This window comes from Virgibacillus siamensis, from assembly GCF_039522605.1.
GTDB classification, from domain to species: domain Bacteria; phylum Bacillota; class Bacilli; order Bacillales; family Amphibacillaceae; genus Lentibacillus; species Lentibacillus siamensis.
Window position 1 is genome coordinate 188,262 of sequence record NZ_BAAADS010000001.1, and the last position, 20,248, is coordinate 208,509.

Annotated in this window: 15 protein-coding genes; 1 reads left to right on the forward strand and 14 read right to left on the reverse strand. The window is 42.6% G+C overall.

Features of this window, described 5'->3' with window-relative positions:
* Window positions 1–50: 50 nt before the first annotated feature.
* Window positions 51–2,927 carry an excinuclease ABC subunit UvrA gene (gene uvrA / locus ABD010_RS01000; RefSeq protein ID WP_343809442.1) on the reverse strand — a complete coding sequence of 959 codons (2,877 nt, stop codon included), beginning with the start codon at window positions 2,925–2,927 and terminating at the stop codon, window positions 51–53.
* Between the two features lie 33 nt (window positions 2,928–2,960).
* Window positions 2,961–4,943: an excinuclease ABC subunit UvrB gene (gene uvrB / locus ABD010_RS01005; protein ID WP_343809445.1), complete on the reverse strand. Its 1,983-nt coding sequence runs from the start codon at window positions 4,941–4,943 to the stop codon at window positions 2,961–2,963.
* A 229-nt stretch (window positions 4,944–5,172) separates the two neighbouring features.
* On the opposite strand from uvrB, the gene ABD010_RS01010 reads away from it, so the two are divergent.
* The gene (locus tag ABD010_RS01010) at window positions 5,173–5,898 is read left to right on the forward strand and encodes a FixH family protein (protein WP_343809447.1); all 726 of its coding nucleotides are present in this window, start codon (window positions 5,173–5,175) and stop codon (window positions 5,896–5,898) included.
* Window positions 5,899–5,995: 97 nt separating this feature from the next.
* Here the strand turns inward: ABD010_RS01010 and ABD010_RS01015 are convergent, their stop codons facing one another.
* From ABD010_RS01015 to ABD010_RS01070, 12 genes are all read right to left on the reverse strand, one after another.
* Complete coding sequence (locus tag ABD010_RS01015) at window positions 5,996–7,186, reverse strand: PDZ domain-containing protein (RefSeq protein ID WP_343809449.1); 1,191 nt, start codon at window positions 7,184–7,186, stop codon at window positions 5,996–5,998.
* Between the two features lie 232 nt (window positions 7,187–7,418).
* Window positions 7,419–8,879, reverse strand: coding sequence for a S41 family peptidase (locus tag ABD010_RS01020; protein ID WP_343809451.1), 1,461 nt, complete (start codon window positions 8,877–8,879; stop codon window positions 7,419–7,421).
* Between the two features lie 131 nt (window positions 8,880–9,010).
* On the reverse strand, window positions 9,011–10,411 hold the full coding sequence (locus tag ABD010_RS01025) for a murein hydrolase activator EnvC family protein (protein ID WP_343809453.1): 1,401 nt from the start codon (window positions 10,409–10,411) through the stop codon (window positions 9,011–9,013).
* A gap of 55 nt (window positions 10,412–10,466) precedes the next feature.
* Window positions 10,467–11,360, reverse strand: a complete 894-nt coding sequence (gene ftsX / locus ABD010_RS01030) for a permease-like cell division protein FtsX (protein ID WP_343809454.1) — start codon at window positions 11,358–11,360, stop codon at window positions 10,467–10,469.
* Window positions 11,350–12,036 carry a cell division ATP-binding protein FtsE gene (gene ftsE, locus ABD010_RS01035; protein ID WP_343809457.1) on the reverse strand — a complete coding sequence of 229 codons (687 nt, stop codon included), beginning with the start codon at window positions 12,034–12,036 and terminating at the stop codon, window positions 11,350–11,352. Before ftsE ends, ftsX begins: the two co-directional genes overlap by 11 nt.
* Window positions 12,037–12,464: 428 nt before the next feature.
* Window positions 12,465–12,809 carry a cytochrome c551 gene (cccB, locus tag ABD010_RS01040; protein ID WP_343809459.1) on the reverse strand — a complete coding sequence of 115 codons (345 nt, stop codon included), beginning with the start codon at window positions 12,807–12,809 and terminating at the stop codon, window positions 12,465–12,467.
* A gap of 190 nt (window positions 12,810–12,999) precedes the next feature.
* A protein-coding gene (prfB, locus tag ABD010_RS01045; protein WP_343809461.1) for a peptide chain release factor 2 occupies window positions 13,000–14,101 on the reverse strand; the annotation gives its coding sequence in 2 pieces (ribosomal slippage) (window positions 13,000–14,028 and window positions 14,030–14,101; 1,101 coding nt in all).
* A 114-nt stretch (window positions 14,102–14,215) separates the two neighbouring features.
* Window positions 14,216–16,729 carry a preprotein translocase subunit SecA gene (secA, locus tag ABD010_RS01050; protein WP_343809463.1) on the reverse strand — a complete coding sequence of 838 codons (2,514 nt, stop codon included), beginning with the start codon at window positions 16,727–16,729 and terminating at the stop codon, window positions 14,216–14,218.
* A 212-nt stretch (window positions 16,730–16,941) separates the two neighbouring features.
* Complete coding sequence (locus ABD010_RS01055; RefSeq protein WP_343809465.1) at window positions 16,942–17,097, reverse strand: hypothetical protein; 156 nt, start codon at window positions 17,095–17,097, stop codon at window positions 16,942–16,944.
* Window positions 17,098–17,608: 511 nt separating this feature from the next.
* The gene (hpf, locus tag ABD010_RS01060; protein ID WP_343809467.1) at window positions 17,609–18,166 is read right to left on the reverse strand and encodes a ribosome hibernation-promoting factor, HPF/YfiA family; all 558 of its coding nucleotides are present in this window, start codon (window positions 18,164–18,166) and stop codon (window positions 17,609–17,611) included.
* Between the two features lie 249 nt (window positions 18,167–18,415).
* Window positions 18,416–19,090 carry a ComFC family protein gene (locus ABD010_RS01065; protein WP_343809470.1) on the reverse strand — a complete coding sequence of 225 codons (675 nt, stop codon included), beginning with the start codon at window positions 19,088–19,090 and terminating at the stop codon, window positions 18,416–18,418.
* Window position 19,091: 1 nt separating this feature from the next.
* Window positions 19,092–20,216: an ATP-dependent helicase ComFA gene (locus ABD010_RS01070; protein WP_343809473.1), complete on the reverse strand. Its 1,125-nt coding sequence runs from the start codon at window positions 20,214–20,216 to the stop codon at window positions 19,092–19,094.
* Window positions 20,217–20,248 lie beyond the last annotated feature (32 nt).

Sequence of the window (20,248 nt, forward strand, 5' to 3'; positions counted from 1 at the left end):
GACACACCAAAAAAGCAGTAAGTCTTTTCTCAGACTCACTGCTTATCTCCTTATTTCGTGCCTATTTTCTCGTACTCTTTCAGGTCTGCTTCCATTCGTTTCCGGTCGCGTTCAAGAATCGGCTTCAAATATTGGCCGGTGTAAGATGGTGCTGTATCCCCAATTGCTTCCGGTGTTCCCGTGGCAATAATTTCTCCACCGCGTTCTCCGCCTTCAGGACCGAGGTCAATAATATGATCCGCAGTTTTGATGACATCAAGATTATGCTCAATAATCAGCACAGAATCACCATTTTCCACAAGTCGCTGCAGCACATTCAACAATCGGCGGATGTCATCTGTATGCAATCCAGTCGTTGGTTCATCCAAAATATAAAATGATTTACCATTTGAACGGCGGTGCAGCTCACTTGCCAGTTTTACGCGCTGTGCTTCACCGCCGGACAAAGTTGTTGCCGGCTGACCAAGTTTCACATAACCGAGACCAACATCATAAACAGTCTGAATCTTTCGTTTTATTTTTGGGATGTTTGCAAAAAAGTCCAATGCCTCTTCCACAGTCATTTCAAGCACATCAGCAATACTCTTGCCTTTGTACTTTACTTCCAGTGTTTCCCGGTTATATCGCTTGCCATGGCAAACCTCGCATGGAACGTAAACATCCGGCAGAAAATGCATTTCAATTTTGATGATCCCATCGCCGCGGCAGGCTTCACAGCGCCCGCCTTTCACATTAAAGCTGAACCGGCCTTTTTTATACCCGCGCACTTTTGCCTCGTTTGTCTGAGCAAAAACATCACGGATATTATCAAACACACCTGTATATGTTGCCGGGTTTGAGCGCGGTGTCCGTCCTATCGGGGATTGATCAATATCAATGACTTTTTCCAAATGCTCAATACCCTTCATTTTCTCATGTTTGCCGGGTTTGAGTTTACTGCGGTGCAATTGCTTCGATAGTGATTTATATAAAATTTCATTCACCAGTGTACTTTTTCCTGAACCCGACACACCGGTAACCACTGTCATCAGGCCAATTGGAAACTTCACATTGACATTTTTCAGGTTATTTTCCTCTGCGCCGATGACTTCAATATTGCGTTTCGATGGTTTCCGGCGCTTAACCGGCAATGGGACAAACTCATCTCCTGCTAAATATTTACCTGTTAGTGATTCCTTTTTTTTCATCACTTTTTCAGGTGTTCCGCTTGCCACTATTTCGCCGCCATGCTCACCGGCACCCGGTCCGATATCAACCAGATAATCGGCTGCCAGCATCGTATCCTCATCATGCTCCACAACAATCAGCGTATTATCCAAATCACGCATTCGTTTCAAGGTGTTAATCAACCGGTAATTATCCCGCTGATGCAGTCCAATCGAGGGCTCATCCAGCACGTAAAGGACCCCGGTCAATGCTGAGCCGATTTGCGTGGCAAGCCGTATTCGCTGGGCTTCACCGCCTGATAGTGTTCCGGCAGCCCTGGAAAGTGTCAAATATTCCAGTCCAACGTTATTCAAGAAATCCAGCCGGTCAGAAATTTCCTTCAAAATCATGCTGGCAATTTTCGCCTCTTTTTCAGTCAGATCCAGATTATTGAAAAATTCCTTTGCTTCCACAATGGAATAATCCGTAACCTGGCTGATATGCATATTGTTTATTAGTACTGCCAGCGCACCTTCCTTCAGCCGATACCCTTTACAATCAGGACATTTGGTGTGTGCCATGTATTTTCCCAGGGTTTCCCGGATAAAATCGGATGAAGTTTCTTTGTAACGGCGTGCAATATTATTCAGAACGCCTTCAAAGAAAATATCATTATCACGGATATTACCGAAATCATTCTTGTAATAAAAATGAATTTTTTCTTTACCGCTGCCATACAGAATTTTGTTCATTTGTTTCGTTGGGATTTTTTTAACCGGAATGTCCATGTCGATTCCATAATGGTCACAGACACTTTTAAGCAGCTGGGGATAATACTGTGAACTGATCGGCTCCCATGCCGCAATTGCATGTTCATTTAGCGTCCTGTTCCAGTCAGGAATAACCAGATCCAGGTCAACTTCCAGATTGGTTCCCAGTCCATCACATGTCGGACAGGCACCAAACGGGCTGTTGAACGAAAACAGTCTTGGCTCAAGCTCACCGATGGAAAACCCGCAAATCGGGCAGGCATGATTTTCATTGAACATCAACTCTTCATCACCAATAACATCCACGATAATTTTTCCTTCACCCAATGCAAGCGCGGTCTCAATCGAATCGCTCAGCCGGCCGGCAACGCCTTCCTTGACAACAATTCGGTCCACTACTACCTCAATCGAGTGTTTTTTATTTTTTTCAAGCTGGATGTCCTCGGTTACTTCACGCATTTCTTTATCCACCCGAATTCGGACATAGCCTTCGCGTTTCAGTTTTTCGAAGGTCTTTGCATGTTCCCCTTTGCGACCGGAAACTACCGGCGCAAGGATTTGCATTTTGGTCCGTTCAGGGAACTCTAAAATCCTGTCGACCATTTGCTGGACAGTCTGCGAAGTAATCTCAACTCCATGCCTCGGACATGTTGGCCGGCCGACACGGGCATAAAGCAGCCGTAAATAATCATAGATTTCGGTAACCGTACCAACTGTCGACCGCGGATTTCTGCTCGTTGTCTTCTGATCAATCGATATCGCCGGTGACAAGCCTTCGATTGCATCCAAGTCAGGCTTATCCATCTGACCCAAAAATTGCCGGGCATAGGCGGACAAAGACTCGACATAACGGCGCTGTCCCTCGGCATAAATCGTGTCAAAGGCAAGTGACGACTTCCCGGACCCCGATAGCCCGGTTAACACGACTAGTTTATTTTTAGGAATCGTCACATCAACATTTTTTAGATTATGTGCACGTGCACCTTGTATTTTTATTGATTTACTGGGCATAAACGGCTCATCCTTCCACTTTCAATGTCGTTATCATCCTTCTGCTTTCAATTCAAGTAGTATATCACGAAGTTCCGCCGCCTTTTCAAAATCAAGCGCTTTGGCAGCATCCTTCATTTCTTTTTCCATATTTTCTATCGTTTTTGCTTTCTCCGATTTTGACAAATTGGTAAGGCTGGCAGATTTTCCTTCATATTCTTCGGTATCCTCTGCCGCGACCGTTGCGCGAATAACATCACGAACATCCTTCTTGATGGTCGTTGGCGTTATATTATGTTCTTCATTGTAAGCCATCTGTTTTTCGCGGCGGCGATTCGTTTCATCGATCGCTACCTGCATCGAATTCGTTATGCGGTCTGCATACATCACCACTTCACCGTTTTCATTTCGTGCAGCCCTGCCCATTGTCTGAATCAGTGACCGTTCAGACCGCAAAAAGCCTTCCTTATCAGCGTCTAAAATTGCAACAAGCGAGACTTCAGGAATATCAAGCCCTTCACGCAACAGGTTAATACCTACGAGAACATCATATTTACCGACCCGCAAATCCCGGATAACCTCGATTCGTTCAAGTGTCTTAATTTCGGAATGAAGGTATGCAACTTTGAAGCCTATTTCTTTCAAATAATCGGTAAGATCCTCGGACATTTTTTTCGTCAGCGTTGTTACAAGCACACGTTCATTTCGTTTGGATCGTGTGTTGATTTCGTCAATAAGATTATCAATCTGTCCTTCTATAGGCCGAACATCAATTTTCGGATCAAGCAGACCGGTCGGCCGGATAATCTGTTCCGTCACATCCGGAGCATGTTCATTTTCATATGGTCCGGGTGTTGCTGAAACATAAATCAGCTGATTCGTTACGGTTTCAAACTCCCCAAATGTAAGGGGGCGGTTATCAAGCGCTGACGGCAAACGGAATCCATGGTCAACAAGCACCTGTTTCCGCGCCTTATCCCCATTGTACATACCCCGCACTTGTGGCAGGGTAACATGTGACTCATCAACAACGACAAGAAAGTCATCAGGAAAATAATCAAGCAGCGTATACGGCATTGAGCCCGGTGCACGGAATGTAAGATGCCTCGAATAATTTTCAATTCCGGAACAAAAACCCATTTCATGCATCATTTCAATATCATAGTTCGTCCGTTGTTCCAGCCGCTGTGCTTCAAGAAGTTTATTTTCATCCCGCAGCTGTTTCAGACGATCCTCTAATTCCTGCTCGATATTTTTAATTGCTTTTTTTAATTTTTCTTCACGGGTAACAAAGTGTGAAGCCGGGAAAATAGCCACATGTTCACGATCTCCGACAATTTCCCCGGTCAGAGCATCGACTTCACGGATCCGATCAATTTCATCACCAAAAAACTCGATACGCATACAGTGTTCCTCTTTTGAAGCAGGAATAACCTCAACAGAGTCACCCCGTACACGAAAGGTTCCACGCTGAAAATTGATATCATTCCGTGCGTACTGAATATCAACAAGGTCTCTCAGTAACTGATCACGATCTTTTTCCATGCCCATTCTTAATGACAGCACCTGACTTTCATAGTCTTCAGGTGAACCCAAACCGTATATGCATGAAACACTTGCTACGATCAGCACATCACGGCGTTCAAACAGTGCTGATGTCGCAGAGTGCCGTAATTTATCGATTTCATCATTAATGCTTGCGTCTTTTTCAATAAAAGTGTCGGTTGAAGGCACATACGCTTCCGGCTGATAATAGTCATAATAACTGACAAAATATTCCACTGCATTGTTCGGGAAATATTCTTTAAACTCACTGTAGAGCTGTCCAGCCAGCGTTTTATTATGAGCAATTACAAGTGTGGGGCGGTTGATTTCTGTAACCACATTTGAAACAGTAAACGTTTTACCTGTCCCGGTTGCACCAAGCAATGTCTGATGCCGCTGTCCGGCCTTTACTTTATCTACCAGTTCCTTTATCGCTTTTGGCTGATCTCCACTTGGCTCATACTGTGCCACCAGATCAAATTGATTTTTCACAGGGCAATCCTCCGTTCATCGATCTACATACTAGTTTACCATAGTTTTATTATTATTTTAACAGATTAACGAACAAATATTCGATTAATATGCTTGACCCTTCCATATAAGCATTCTTCCCATTTCTTCTGGACATAAATCCGTCAAAAAGAATACATAGAACTGATTGCTATCACCTATTCATCTCGCTTATAATCGGACTAGAAAGGCATTGGAAAGGACGAAGATTATGAAAAAGATAATATTGTTGATTCTAACTGCTGTAGTACTTGCAGCGTGCGGGCAGACGAATAATACCAGCAACTCCAGTGATGAAGTTGTTCAGCCGATACAGGCCGATCTGCAAGTGCCGAAACGAGCTGAGCCTGGAAAGAAAATAACATTTAAAGTAACGGTTACCCAGAATGAAAAAGCTGTAAATGATGCCGACGAGGTAAAATTTGAAATCTGGCAGGAAGGCTCAAAAAGTAACAGTGAGATGGTAAAGGCGAAACACACGAAAAACGGTATATACATCGTTAAAAAGACTTTTGACCAAAAAGGAATCTACTATGTTCAATCACATGTTACCGCCAGACAAATGCACACGATGCCAAAAGCGAAAATAAATATTGGTAATGCGAAGAAGAAAGATACTACCAAAAAGGAACATAATCGCCACCATTCCCAAACAAAAGTAGAATTTCAACCGCCGGAAAAAATCACTAAAGGTGAGGAAGCAGCGTTTACAGCAAACGTTTCAACTAAACACGAACCATTATCGGACGCATCCGTTACGATGGAAATCTGGCAAAAAAATAGTAAGAAACACGAATGGGTTAATATGGAAGAAACGTCTTCCGGAAGGTACGAAGCCAAAACAACCTTTAAAAATAAAGGGAACTACCAAATAAAAGTCCATGTTAAAAAAGACGAAATTCATTATCATAATGTGTTCGAAGTGAACGTGAAATAATAAAAAAAGGTCAGAAAACTTGGTTGTCACCAAACCTTCAGGTGACAACCTTAATTGCACTTAAGCAATAAGTAAGAGGCACCTTCTAGCCTCTTCCCTATTTAGTAATTCCTTGCTCCGTTTCATAATTCCGGAATGTCGTTGTCACGATGCCCAGTTCATGATGATCTCCCTCGTATAGAGCACTTTGCACAAACCTGACCTCATTATTTCGATCCACAATGTCAAGTTTGAAAAATGTATTCTGCTGCAATGCAAAATAAAAATCATTCAGGCTATGAACCGGCTGCCCGTTCACTTTAACAACTGAATCGCCAACTACTAATCCCAACCGTTCTGCAGGCGAATCCGGGACAACCCCCAATACTTTGAACCCTTTCTGCTGACGGCTGAAGTATGCATGACGTTTATTTTCCAATGCCCTGTGTCTGTAAGAAATAAATTCTTTTCCAATAATGCCGAGTACAATTGCCACAATCGACAGCCACTGAATAAATATACTACCCACTGCCAAAAGAAGGATCATTCCACTCAGCGTAAACATCGACTTGGAAATTCGGGCAGCAGCTTCATCCGGCAGGCTGCCTTTTACCGTATAGTCAAATCCGATCAGGAGTGGGACAAGCATCAGACTATACGTTTCTCCGTTCATGGAAAAATAAGGCCAAAATGGAACAAATGATGTTATTAGCCCTGATGGAACAAGCACAAAGAACGGAATAACACTTAACTTCCTAATATGATGAACGCCAGTCAGCATACCGCGCCGACCTGCAATCAGATCAGGGAAAGTTGTACTATTTTGGACGCGTTTTGTCAGTACAGCCTCTGCAATCAGCAGGACGGTAAGTAAAAATACCAGCCCAGTAAAATTGGTCTTCGTAAACAAACTGCCATCAAATCCATACTGATCTGTCAATATAAATGACAGCACAAGCAGGATCAAGTAACCAATGCCAATCGTATAACTTGCAGACAGCAGCGTAAATCGTAATGTAATACTAAGTATAATCGCAAGACCGCTTACTACGAGAATGGTTTCACGAGAAAAAACAACCCCGGCACCAAGAAAAATGAGAGATAAAATAAGGCCGGTGAGCAAACCGACAGCCCAGGTTTTGTTCCATTCCGAAAACACATCAAACAGCTTAAATCCAAAATTACGCCTTTCTTTTCGGATCCGTTTTACCCCGGCAAGGAATACCAGTAAAACAATCCAGTAAAGAAGCGGATTTAAAAACAGTTTTCCAATTCCTTTAGCTAATTCAGTTATCCAAGATTCTGCCATGTGATCACCTTCCACAATTGTCAATGCCCTATTCCACATACAAGAATATTCGATATTTGTCGAGTTTTTCCTGCTTTCGTTATTAGAAAACTTGGTTGTCACCAAGCCTTTAGGTGACAGCCTTAGCTGCACTTACTTATCTGCTTAGAAAAACTTGGCATTTGCCTCGTTTAGCGAGTGCCGAAGTTTTCCTTATCTGACAGGAAATCCGCGGGAGTACCCGCGGATATTATTATTTATATAGTACGTGCAAAGCCTTTTCCATTTGCTGGTCTTCTTTTCCATTCCTGATTTTTTCAACAATGGCTGTTTCAATCTTACCAGCTGTTTTTGCATTAATTTTTCCGGTCACATTCAACTCATTTTCCTGCTGAAACTTTTTAATGGCTTCTTCCGTTTCTTTATTAAAATAGCCATCCGTTCTCCCTGGATTATACCCAAGTCCTTTCAGCATAATCTGGATATTTTTCACTTTGTCTCCAGTGTGATTATAGGTGATCGGCTCCTTTATCTGAACCGGATTGGTGAAATAATAGTCCGGCTGTTTTACCTTTATAGTCGGCTTAACACCTTTCTCATGGATCCAATTACCTTTTGGTGAAAGCCATTTGAAGAACGTAAGCTTTACCGTACTTCCATCTCCCAGTGGTACTGCCTGTTGGACAGTCCCTTTACCAAAGCTTGTCACACCGACAACCTCATATCCTGCTTCCTTCATGGCAACCGCCAAGATTTCAGATGCGGATGCACTTCCCTCGTTAATAACGACGCTGATTGGATAGGGCTTTTTCTCATTAAGTTCCGAAAAAGCTTTGTCTTTTTTTCCTTGTTGATTTTCAATTTGAACCATTGGCATGTCTTCAGGAATAAAGTTCTTCAGGATTCCTTCAACCGCCTTCAGCAGTCCACCCGGATTACCACGTACATCGATGACAAGTCCTTCAATTTCCTTTTTCTCAAGTTCTTTCAGTTGCTTGGAGAAATGCTTGGCCGTATTTTCAGAAAACGAGGTGATCTCGATGACACCTGTTTTCTTGCCGTTGATTTTTTTCACTTTTGAATATACGGTTTCAAGCGGAATGTCATCACGCACAATTGTTACCTTGAATGGATCCTCAACTCCCGCACGCTGAACTTCCAGGACAACCTCTGAGCCCTTTTCGCCGCGGATCAGTTCAACCGCCTCAAACAAATCCATTCCGACAACACTTTTTCCGTCGACACTGAGGATTTTATCATTTGGCCGCAATCCTGCTTCTTCCGCAGGAGAATCTTTTATTGGTGCCACGATATTTACTTTACCGTTTACCACACTGACTTCGGCACCAATTCCCTCAAACGAGGATTCGATTGTATTGTTAAATTGCTCCATTGTCTCAGCATCCATATATGTACTGTATGGATCGTCCAATGATTTGAGCATGCCCTGAATAGCACCTTCCACCAGCTGCTTGTCCGAGACATCATGCAGATAATTTTCTTTTATTAAATTGTAAGCATTGGAAACTTTGTTCATGTTCCCCATTAGATTACCCTGCTGTTTATTAGAGGAATCGGATGTATTACCCGAGTCCTGAACAGCTGAATCAGGCGTCTGATCATCTGCAAGTTGGACTCCAAAATAAGCCCCGGCAAACCCCAGAACGAGCGCAGCAAATAAAATAATTACGATGTGCTGTTTACGGAGATTCATCGTTTCACCCCTACATCAAAAGTGTTAAGTGGCGATTACCGCCAATAATACGGAAAAGGCATCACACCGTAATGTGCGATGCCTTTAATATTATAGTTTATGCATGCAAATTGCAAATACATTCATTTAATTTACGGCAAGTAAGGAAACGGATTGATACCGCTGTGATAATTCCAAGGTCCTTCATGAACTTCAAAATGAAGGTGTGCACCATATGAATTACCAGTATTGCCGACTGCACCGATTGTCTGACCGGTTGAAACAGATTGTCCAAGGCTCACCGATCTGCTCGACAAATGTGCATAAACCGTTGATTTGTCATATTGCGGGTGGTAAATATAAATAACATTTCCGTAACTGCTGGAAACTGCGGATCTTGTTACAACTCCGCTGGCTGCAGCGTGAACGGGTGCACCATACCCTGGGGCTAAATCAATACCATAGTGATATCCTAAATCTCTGCCGCCATAACCGGATGATACGCTTCCGGATGCTGGCCAAATGAATATTCCGCTGCCGCCTGAGCTGGCTGTAGATGCACCGCCAGATGAGGACGGGGCAGCTGACCCAGAACCTGACGTTGAGCTGCTGTTCTCTTTTTGTTGTTTTGCTTCACGCTCTCTTTTTTCGGCAAGTTGTTTCAGGCGTTCTTTTTCACTTGATGCTTTTTCTTTGGCTTCTGCAATGACAGCTGCCTGATCACTCAGTGCCTGCTGCTTTTCAGCCACGCTCATCTTGTACTTTTCCATCTTCTGATGTTCTTCTTTCAGTTCACCCATCAATTGCTCTTTTTCTGACATTTGGTTGTTCAGCTTGGATGTTAAAGACTCCAGATCCTGTTTTTGATTTTGAAGGGAAGCTTTTTTCTGTTCCACTTCTTTTTTCTTTTGTTCGATTTGCTTCTTTTTGTTCACAACTTCAGATTTTTTGTTCTGAACTTCTCGTTTCTCCGCCATATGTGTCTGCATAATATCTTCATCCTGATCCATTATTGTATTAACGGCGGTCGACCTGCTTATGAAGTCACCAAAACTTTGTGAACCAAGAATAACCTCTATGTACCTCATGCTGCCGCCATTTGACTGAATCGCCCGAAGACGGTCTTTCAATAGCTTTTCTCTTTGTTCAATGCGTTCTTTTAACACTTTTATTTCTTTTTTCAGGTTTTCAATTTTCTTCTTCATCGATTTGATTTGGCCGGTTAAACTTTCAATTTCCTGATTCGTTTCTGTGATTTCGCTTTCCTTCGCCTGAATCTTGTTTCGGGTCTTTGTTAACTTTTGATCAATCGAATTGATTTCATTGTTAACTTTCGCCTGCTTGTCCTTGTTTTTGGCCATCTTTTCTTCAGTGTTTTTCTGTTTATCGCTCAATTTACCTTGCTTCTCGTCTATTTTATCCTTCTTTTTCTCCAATTCGTTGATCTTATCATTTAAGCCGTCAACGGATGCTGCCGATACATAATCCCCATTCATAACTGCTGCCCCCATGATGAGGACAGCCATTATGGTAAATGAAACTATTTTCTTCATGCTCGTTCCCCTTTCCCTCTGTGTGACTAGTACATTTTTTCTGTTAATGGCAGTGTCAGACTTTCAGGAATTTACGGACACTCATTACACTGCCCCAAACTCCGATAAATGCTCCAATTGCAAGGATGATCAGTGCAAGCTGCCATGCGAACGGATTAAATGGCAATATCGTCACAAAATTATACGTTATTTGCTCGCTTACATTGTTCACCAAATAATAATACCCTGTCAGTACAGCTGCTATCGGCAGAACCGAACCAAGTACTCCAAGCAGCAATCCTTCAATGAAGAACGGCCATCTGATGAAACCGTTAGTGGCGCCTACCAATTTCATAATACCGATTTCGGTACTCCGGGCCATTATCGTCAATTTAATCGTGTTTGAAATCAGGAATATTGCAGTAAATACCAGACCTGCAATTAAAATCAATCCGATATTGCGGGCATAATCATTAAATTGAAACAAACGCTGCACAACATCTTTTCCGTAATTAACCTCATACACATTATCAAAAGATTTGATTTTTTTCGCGACAGCCATTGTATCTGCCGGATCCTCTGCCTGGACAATATAAGCATGGTTTAACGGATTGTCCTGTTTGAACAGCCCCCATGCATCACCTTCTTCACCCATGCTTTCAATAAGGTTCTGAAGCTGCTGGTCTTTTGATGAAAACTTGACGCTGCCTACTTCATCAATATCCTCAATTTGCTGTCCAAGCTCCTTAATCTGATCCTCATTTGCCGTCAAATCAACCAACGTTTCAATTTTTACATCTTCTTCTATGTTATCGGCTATATTATTCAGGTTCAGCATCAATGCGAGAAACGCACCAACAAGAATAAGAGTTGTTGTTACCGCTCCAACTGAAGCCACTGTCATCCAACCGTTGCGGAAGATGTTTTTGGCTCCTTCCCTGAAATGACGCCTTAGTGTCCTAAACTTCATAGCCGTACTCACCCCGCTGTTCATCACGTACAATCAAACCGTCTTCAACAGCGATCACACGTTTCTTAATGGTGTTAACAATTTCTTTGCTGTGTGTGGCCATAATAACTGTCGTACCCCGGGCGTTTACCTCTTCAAAGGTACGCATAATTCCCCATGATGTTTCCGGGTCAAGGTTTCCTGTCGGCTCATCTGCAATTACAATTTTAGGGTGGTTAACAATTGCACGTGCAATGGAAACCCGCTGCTGTTCTCCCCCTGACAATTCATCGGGGATAAACCGTGCCTTATTCTTCAAGCCAACAAGTTCCAAAACATCCATAACCCGTTTTCGGATATTTCGTGGCTGCTCTTCTATTACCTCAAGCGCAAAAGCAATATTTTCATAGACTGATAGTTTCGGAAGCAATTTAAAGTCCTGGAAAACGACCCCTATCTGCCTGCGCAAAAAGGGAACTTTTCGTTCTTTAATCGTTTTGACATCCGTTCCGTTGATGATAATCGTTCCGTCTGAGGGCTTTACTTCGCGGTACATCAGTTTGACAAGTGTGGATTTTCCAGCACCACTGGGGCCGACTATGTAAACAAACTCTCCTTGGTCGATATCTATATTTATCCCATTCAGCGCCGTAACACCATTGGAATACGTTTTGTAAACGTCTTTCATATTTATCATGAATGTATCACCTTTACTCGTATTTGTTGTCGAATCATGATGGTAATTCTCCCCTGCAAGCTTCCATAAAACTGAAGCCTTTTTTCCTGTGCAAAAATACCTGTTTTTATAAAGAATTAATAGTAATTATAACATTTTTCCGCACGAAATTTAGACTTATTTATATTACGTTTTTATTTCAAATTATGTACAACGACTATAATTTTGTAATATATTGTCGTATGTTTGTTATTTCTGGAGGTCGAACACGGGTAATGTCTGCTATTTTGCCGCTTTTTTATTTGTTACTGCGACAATAATCAACATTTATTTTGAGTTTTTGAGGCTTCTTTATTCAAAGGGAAGCTGAAATGGGAGTAAAATTGCCAAAAGAAAAGCCCGCAACACTGAACTAAACGGAAGTGTTCCGGACTCCGGATTAAGTATCCTTATTTTTTCTTGGAAAGCCACTGGGCTACTGTTTGTCTATCCTCTTTTGAGACCTGCTTTTGAGGAGGCATCTGGCCTTTACCGTTTTTAATAATATCAGTTATCTCGTCAGCGGAATACTTGGAACCAATTTTCGTCAAATTAGGTCCCATTCCACCGGACAAATCTGACCCGTGGCATTGGGCGCAATTGTTCTGAAAAATTTGGTCAGCCGAAGCAGTATCAGTTGTACCACCGCCGCTGTCAGAAGATCCGCCTGAGGAACCTTCGTCCCCGCCGCCACCGCCACATGCACCGAGCACAAGCGCTGTCCCGAAAAGAACTGTAGCTAATAATTTCTTCATCCTTCAATCCCCCTAACATAAAATGTGGATTATTCATAACTAGTATAACCGAACTGCAATATTTTAAAACGGCTAACATTGGTAAATTTAACCTTCTGCATCATGTGAATGCTGGGGTGTTCAGGGATAAAGCTATTTGTGTCAAATTACCGAAAAGTTTCAGACCGGCAAACGGCGGCACTGCTAAGTTTTAATTCATGTGCGCACGCAAGTATGCATCAATAAAGGGATCCAAATCACCATCGATAACTCCTTGGGCATTACCTGCCTCAACGTTTGTACGATGATCCTTAACCATTGTGTAGGGGTGGAATACATAGGATCGAATTTGACTGCCCCAGCCAATTTCCTTCTGTTCACCCCTGAGTGCAGCGACTTCTTCACGCTGACGTTCCAGTTCCAACTGGTATAATTTAGATTTCATCATCTTCATTGCACGCTCACGATTTTGAATCTGGGATCGCTCTGATTGGCAGGTAACAACGACTTTTGTCGGCAAATGAGTCATCCGAACCGCAGAATCAGTCGTATTGACATGCTGTCCACCGGCACCGCTCGACCGATATGTGTCGATTTTTATATCTTCTGACTTGATTTCAATATCGACATCATCATTCATCTCCGGCATAACATCACATGATGTGAATGATGTATGACGCCTTCCGGAAGAGTCGAACGGTGAAATTCGAACAAGCCGGTGCACACCTTTTTCAGCCTTCAGATTACCATACGCATTATGCCCTTTTATTAACAATGTTACACTTTTTACTCCCGCGTCATCACCTGGCTGATAATCAAGTGTCTCCACTGTAAAATCCTTACTGTCCGCCCAACGTTGATACATTCGCAGAAGCATGCTCGCCCAATCCTGAGATTCTGTACCCCCAGCGCCGGGGTGTAATTCAAGGATTGCGTTATTGGCATCATATGGTTCATTTAAAAGCATTTGCAATTCAAAATTTTCAATATCCTTTTTCAGCGATTTCACATCTGCTTCCAGCTCGGCAAACAATTCCTGATCATTTTCTTCCTTCACAAGTTCATAGGAAACATGGAGGTTATCGAGCTGATCCACAAGATTTTCAAAATTAACGACATACTCTTTCAGTCCATTTACTTCGCCGATTACCTTCTGAGCAGTATCCTGGTCATCCCAGAATCCGGGTGAGGCCATTTTGAGTTCCAGTTCTTTGATTCGCTCTTTTTTAACATCTAAGTCAAAGAGACCCCCTGAAGTCGTCGATTCGTGCTTCCATATGTTCCAGTTGCTGGCTGATTTCTGTGAGATCCATTATGCACCACTCCTTTAAAAATACGAATAATTCTTTTCTAATCAGAAAACCGGCCATCAGCATTTCTCATCAGCGATGGCCTGGTTAATCACAAAATTAATTGTTTGTAAAAGGTTATTTACCATGACAATTTTTATATTTTTTACCGCTTCCGCATGGACAAGGATCATTTCTTCCGGTATTTTCAGTTTTGACATATGGTTTGCGGGTTTTTTTCTTTTCCTCCTGATCACCGGAAACAGCTTGTGTATTTTTCGCGACTTCCTGGCGCTGCAAGTTTTCACGAATTTGCGCTTTCATCACGTATTTGGCAACCTCTTCTTCAATCGCAACAACCATCTCTTCAAACATGTGGAATCCTTCTGCCTGATATTCCTGCAATGGATCAGTTTGTCCATATGCACGCAGATGAATACCTTGACGAAGCTGATCCATTTGATCAATATGATCCATCCATTTTGTATCAACCGTCCGGAGTACAATAACTTTTTCAAACTCACGCATTTGCTCCGGTGAAAGTTCTTCCTCTTTTTCATCATAACGTTCTTTTACTTTATTCATAATCAATTCGGTTATTTCTTCCGGCTCTTTACCTTTGATGTCATGAACCGAAATATCATCATAGTCAAGCAAGTTTCCACGCACATATTCGACGATGGATTCCAATTCCCAATTTTCATCGAGTTCATCCTGTGTGTTTACACCAACTACACGTTGTATTGATGACAAAATCATACCTTCAATAATTTCCCGAAGATTTTCGGTTTCTTCAATAACATCAAACCGCTGTTTATAGATGATTTCCCGTTGTTGGCGGAGCACATCATCATATGATAGTACTGTCTTACGTGCGTCAAAGTTATTACCTTCCACACGTTTTTGTGCGGACTCGACAGCTCTGGATACCATTTTACTTTCAAGCGGTTGGGAATCATCCATTCCGAGCCGCTCCATCATCGACCTCAGGTTATCAGAGCCGAAGCGGCGCATCAATTCATCCTCCATGGACAAATAGAACTGGGTCAACCCAGGATCTCCCTGACGCCCCGAACGTCCACGCAGCTGATTATCAATCCGGCGGGACTCATGCCGCTCCGTACCAATAACAGCCAGACCGCCCACCCCCGTTACACCATCACCGAGTTTAATATCGGTACCGCGTCCGGCCATGTTGGTTGCAATTGTGACTGCACCGGGCTGACCAGCATTTTCGATAATTTCTGCCTCGCTAAAATGATTTTTTGCATTCAGCACATTATGCTTCACACCGGCTTTTTTCAGCATATTGGAAATCAATTCGGAAGTTTCCACTGCGACAGTACCGACAAGAACCGGCTGACCATGTTGATATCTTTCCTTTATATCCTCGACAACTGCCCGAAACTTACCTTCCATTGATTTATAAATCATATCCGCTCTATCATCACGAATAATCGGTTTATTCGTCGGAATTGCTACAACGTCCATATTGTAAATATTACGGAATTCTTCTTCCTCTGTTTTCGCAGTACCTGTCATACCGGCGAGTTTGTTGTACATACGGAAAAAGTTCTGGAAGGTTATCGATGCCAGCGTCATACTTTCATTCTGAATCTGCAGTCCTTCCTTAGCCTCAATCGCCTGATGAAGACCATCACTGTAACGGCGTCCTTTCATAAGACGTCCGGTAAACTGGTCCACAATAATTACCTCGCCTTCCTGCACAACATAATCAGTGTCACGGTGCATGGATGCATGTGCTTTTAATGCCTGATTAATATGGTGTGTCAGGGAAACATGATCAAGATTAAACAAATTTTCAATATTAAAGTATGATTCTGCTTTGTTGATCCCTTCTTCTGTTAATTGAACACCTTTTGTCTTTTCATCGTACGTATAATCTGTTTCATGTTTGAGTGTACTTACGAATGAATTGGCCTGCATATACATTTGTGCAGATTTTTGTGCAGAACCGGAAATGATTAAAGGCGTTCTTGCTTCATCAATAAGGATTGAATCCACCTCATCAATAATTGCAAAATTAAGTGGACGCTGCACCATTTGCTCTTTGTACAGCACCATGTTATCCCTCAGGTAATCAAATCCAAATTCGTTATTTGTACCATACGTGATATCGCTGTAATATGCTTCCCGTTTTTCCTCTTTTGACAAACCATTTCCATTCAGACCAACCGTTAAGCCGAGAAACCCGTACAGTTCGCCCATATCCCGCGCATCTCTGTCTGCAAGATATTCATTAACTGTGATGATATGAACGCCCTTTCCAGCAATAGCATTCAAGTATGCCGGCATTGTTGAGGCGAGGGTTTTACCTTCACCTGTTTTCATCTCCGCAATATTGCCTTCATGCAATGAAATCGCACCCATCAGCTGAACAGGAAATGGACGCATTCCCAGCACACGCTTGGAGCCTTCGCGGACTACCGCATATGCTTCCACCATTAAATCATCCAAGGTCTCGCCATTTGCATAGCGTTCTTTAAATTCTTCTGTTTTTTTCCGAAGTTCTTCATCTGTTAATTTCTCTATATCTGTTTCCAATGCTTCTATCTGATCAACTTTCTTCTGAAGTTTGGATAATTGTCTTTTCGTACCATCACCAAATATCTTTGTCAGTAATCCTGCCATTTAAAACGCTCCTCATATGATTAAAAAATCCCTAGTGAATTACTACAATCCAACACTAATCATAACTCATCTAAACACGTATGACAACTGATTGGGAATGGACATGGCGGAAAAATACAAAAGGATTGCCCGGGGGATGGACAATCCTTTTCGTGAGGTAAATAAGAGGAAGACCCGTGGAAAATTAGACATTCAAGCGAACAGCAAATCCATTATGTGAGTGAAGCGGAATGTGTATTTTCGCTTAACTTCTTATCCAGCTCTGCCAGCTTATGATTTGTTGCAGCTACGATTTCAACCAGTTGTGTTATGGTTTCCTCGTGCTGTCGAAGTCTTTTCGCAAGTTCATTATTGGTTATCTCACTCACATAATCTGCCCCTTTCGCTTTGATGATTCAGTTATACCATGAAGCGTTAAAAGTATGCGAATTGCCATTTTTCTTATTTGGCAATTTATTCGACAGTTTTCGATTAATAAATCGGTCTGTTTTTCAATTTTGCCGGATTAACCCGGAATTTCAGAAGGAACTTTACACCTAAAATTAAAATTCGGCAATTTATTCGACAAATTATGACAAAGCATAGGCATTAGAAGCGATGTCTTCTTTACCGGGGGCTGCCGGTTACCTATACTTAATAAAAACAACACTTAAGGAGTGCATTCCTGCGCTAGAGCTTGTATCCACCTCCGTATAAAAACAGAAACCCGCCATATGGTTAAATTATCAAGCCGTTGGAATATCCGGATTCCTGGGCAGAAACAATCAAGGCTGGGTCACCCTCTAAGACTAGGTATGAGCTGTGGAGAGACCGGTACTTGCCCGCACACAAAAGACGGCCCGGAAATCCGGAGCCGTCCAAATTATTTTTATAAAATCATCAGCTGTTGGGCTCGATCAGTCCATACCTTCCATCTTTCCGTCTGTAGACCACATTAGTATCACCGGAAAGTGCATTGGTAAAAACATAGAAAGCATGGCCCAGCATATCCATCTGCATGACCGCTTCCTCCGAGTCCATTGGCTTCAAGTCAAAACGTTTTGTCCGGACGATTTCAATATCGTCCTCTCCCGCTTCAGCTACCTGAGTTGCTGCCTCTTTTTCCAATTCAGCAAAAACGTGTTTCGGAGAACCTTGCTGTCTAAATTTACGATTAACTTTTGTTTTGTACTTACGAATCTGTCTTTCCAACTTATCCACTACGAGATCGATAGCTGCATATAAATCAATATGCTGCTCCTCTGCCCTCAATAGCAAGTTTGTCATTGGAATCGTAACCTCAATCCTTTGTTCATCGTTATAGACACTCAAATTTACGTGTACATCAGAAGTTGGTGGTGTATCGAAATATCTTTCCAGTTTACTAATCTTTCTTTCTACATAGTCTCGTATAGCCCCTGTCACCTCTAAATTTTCACCACGGATGTTGTACTTCATAAATTGTGTCCTCCTTTCATCCTTATGCGTATATTATACTACGTTTCCCGTCACTTTTCCTGCTTAAACCGTTAAAAAATTCCGTCATATTTTAGCAAGAATTGTCGAATTTGGGCTGTAAGCGCTGCCGCTGTTGCATTACAGAATTTATAATAATTTAAAAAATAGTGAAAAATTCCTAGATGCATTACCTTGCAAAAACCGATTTTTCATCAATTCATGCAACAACACGCTATTCTTAGACAGCAGTCAGCCCCGAATGAGTGTCAAAGCATAGATCTCCGTACTGCCCCCATCTTTCAGAATAGAAGCAGCATGCCGCAAAGTTGTTCCGGTTGTATAAATATCATCCACCAAAACCACCGGCTTGTCGACAGCCATTGATAACCTGAATGGATTAATGGCCGTTATCCGTTCATAACGGGTCTTTTTGGATTGTTTTTCGCCATGGACTCTTGATAAGGCATTTCTGGTTGGAACCGGCAAAAACCGGGAAAGCAGTTCAGCCTGATTAAACCCCCGTTCCATAAGCCGCTCATGACTTAACGGAATTGGGACAGCTACTGCTTGTTTAGTCAAAAAAGAAAATGATTGCCGAAACCCGTTCCGAAACTGTTTACGGAAAGCCTCGCCAAGACAATAATCACCACGGTATTTCCATCGTGCAACCATTTCCTGCATCCGTTCGTTATATTGGAAAATGGAATAATTGAACATGAGCGGATCCTTATGCTCCTTCCACCATCGACAGTCATCACAAATGGACTTACTGCTGAGACGGCTGCATTTTTCACACCGTTTTCCATCCAGTTCAATTAGCTTTCCCCGGCACGATTGACATAATTTTTCCGGCTCAGGCAGCATAAACAGGGTAGTCCAGTTAATTTCGGGAATAATTTCATTGTCACACCATAAACAGTCCATGTTAGTTGAATCCCCCTCGTTTATTCATTTTCTTAATCAATCGAACGGCTTCCATCATTGCTTCCGTTTTGCCATCATGAAAAAACACCACCTCTCCGGTCGGGTCTGCAGGACTTCTTCCTGCCCTCCCGGCAATCTGGACAAGCGCTGCTTCGTCAAATACGGTGTGTCCGGAATCCAAGACCGCAACATCAACTGAAGGAAAGGTAACGCCACGTTCCAAGATTGTCGTCGTTACAAGTGTTTGGATCTGCTTGTTCCTGTAACGGTTTATCTTTTCTTCTCTGTCCACATCAGATGCGTGCACAGCTGTTACATTGTTATCCTGGAGTGCTGTTTTCAGGTTGGGGATGAGATTTTCAGCCAGGGAAATGGTAGGTACAAAAATGAGAAGCTGTCTGTTCCGGTCCGACCTCTTTTTCACCCAGTCCAGAAACGATTTGGGAATGGTGGATTGCCTAAGATCCTTCTGAAGTGAAAATGTCATGGTGAATATAGGTACCGGTAAAGGATGGCCGTGAAACCTGACAGGTACAAAAATATGTGAAAGTTTATTCGTTAAAATCCGTTTCCGGTGCACGGGACGAGGTGTCGCAGTGAGGTAAATCGTGGTACTGGTTATCTTTTTGGCACGGTTAGCGGCAAATGCAAGCGATGGGTCAGCATGATATGGAAATGCATCTGTTTCGTCAATAATAATGACATCAAATGCATGCTTAAAGCGTAACAACTGGTGGGTTGTCGCAATAATCATTTGGGCGGATCCGTCATTTTCCCTGCTGCCGCCATACATTCCTTGAATATACACATTCGAAAAGGCAGTACGTATTCTTGGCAGCAGCTCCCTGACAACATCCGTTCTTGGGGTGGCAATGCAAATTCGCTTTCCCAGTCGCAGTGCCTCCGTAATACCGGGAAAAAGCATCTCCGTTTTCCCAGCGCCGCACACCGCCCATATCAGCAGTTCAGGTTCCTCTGCAGTGATTGCTGTCGTTATACGATCTGCAGCCCTATGTTGAACTTTTGTTAATTCACCGTCCCACGTACAGGCATCTTCATGTGTGGTCCACACGGCACGCGGACCGTTCCATTCAAACAGTGGCATACATTCCATTACACGTCCCATTTCAATACACTTGCGACAGTATACATGGCGTT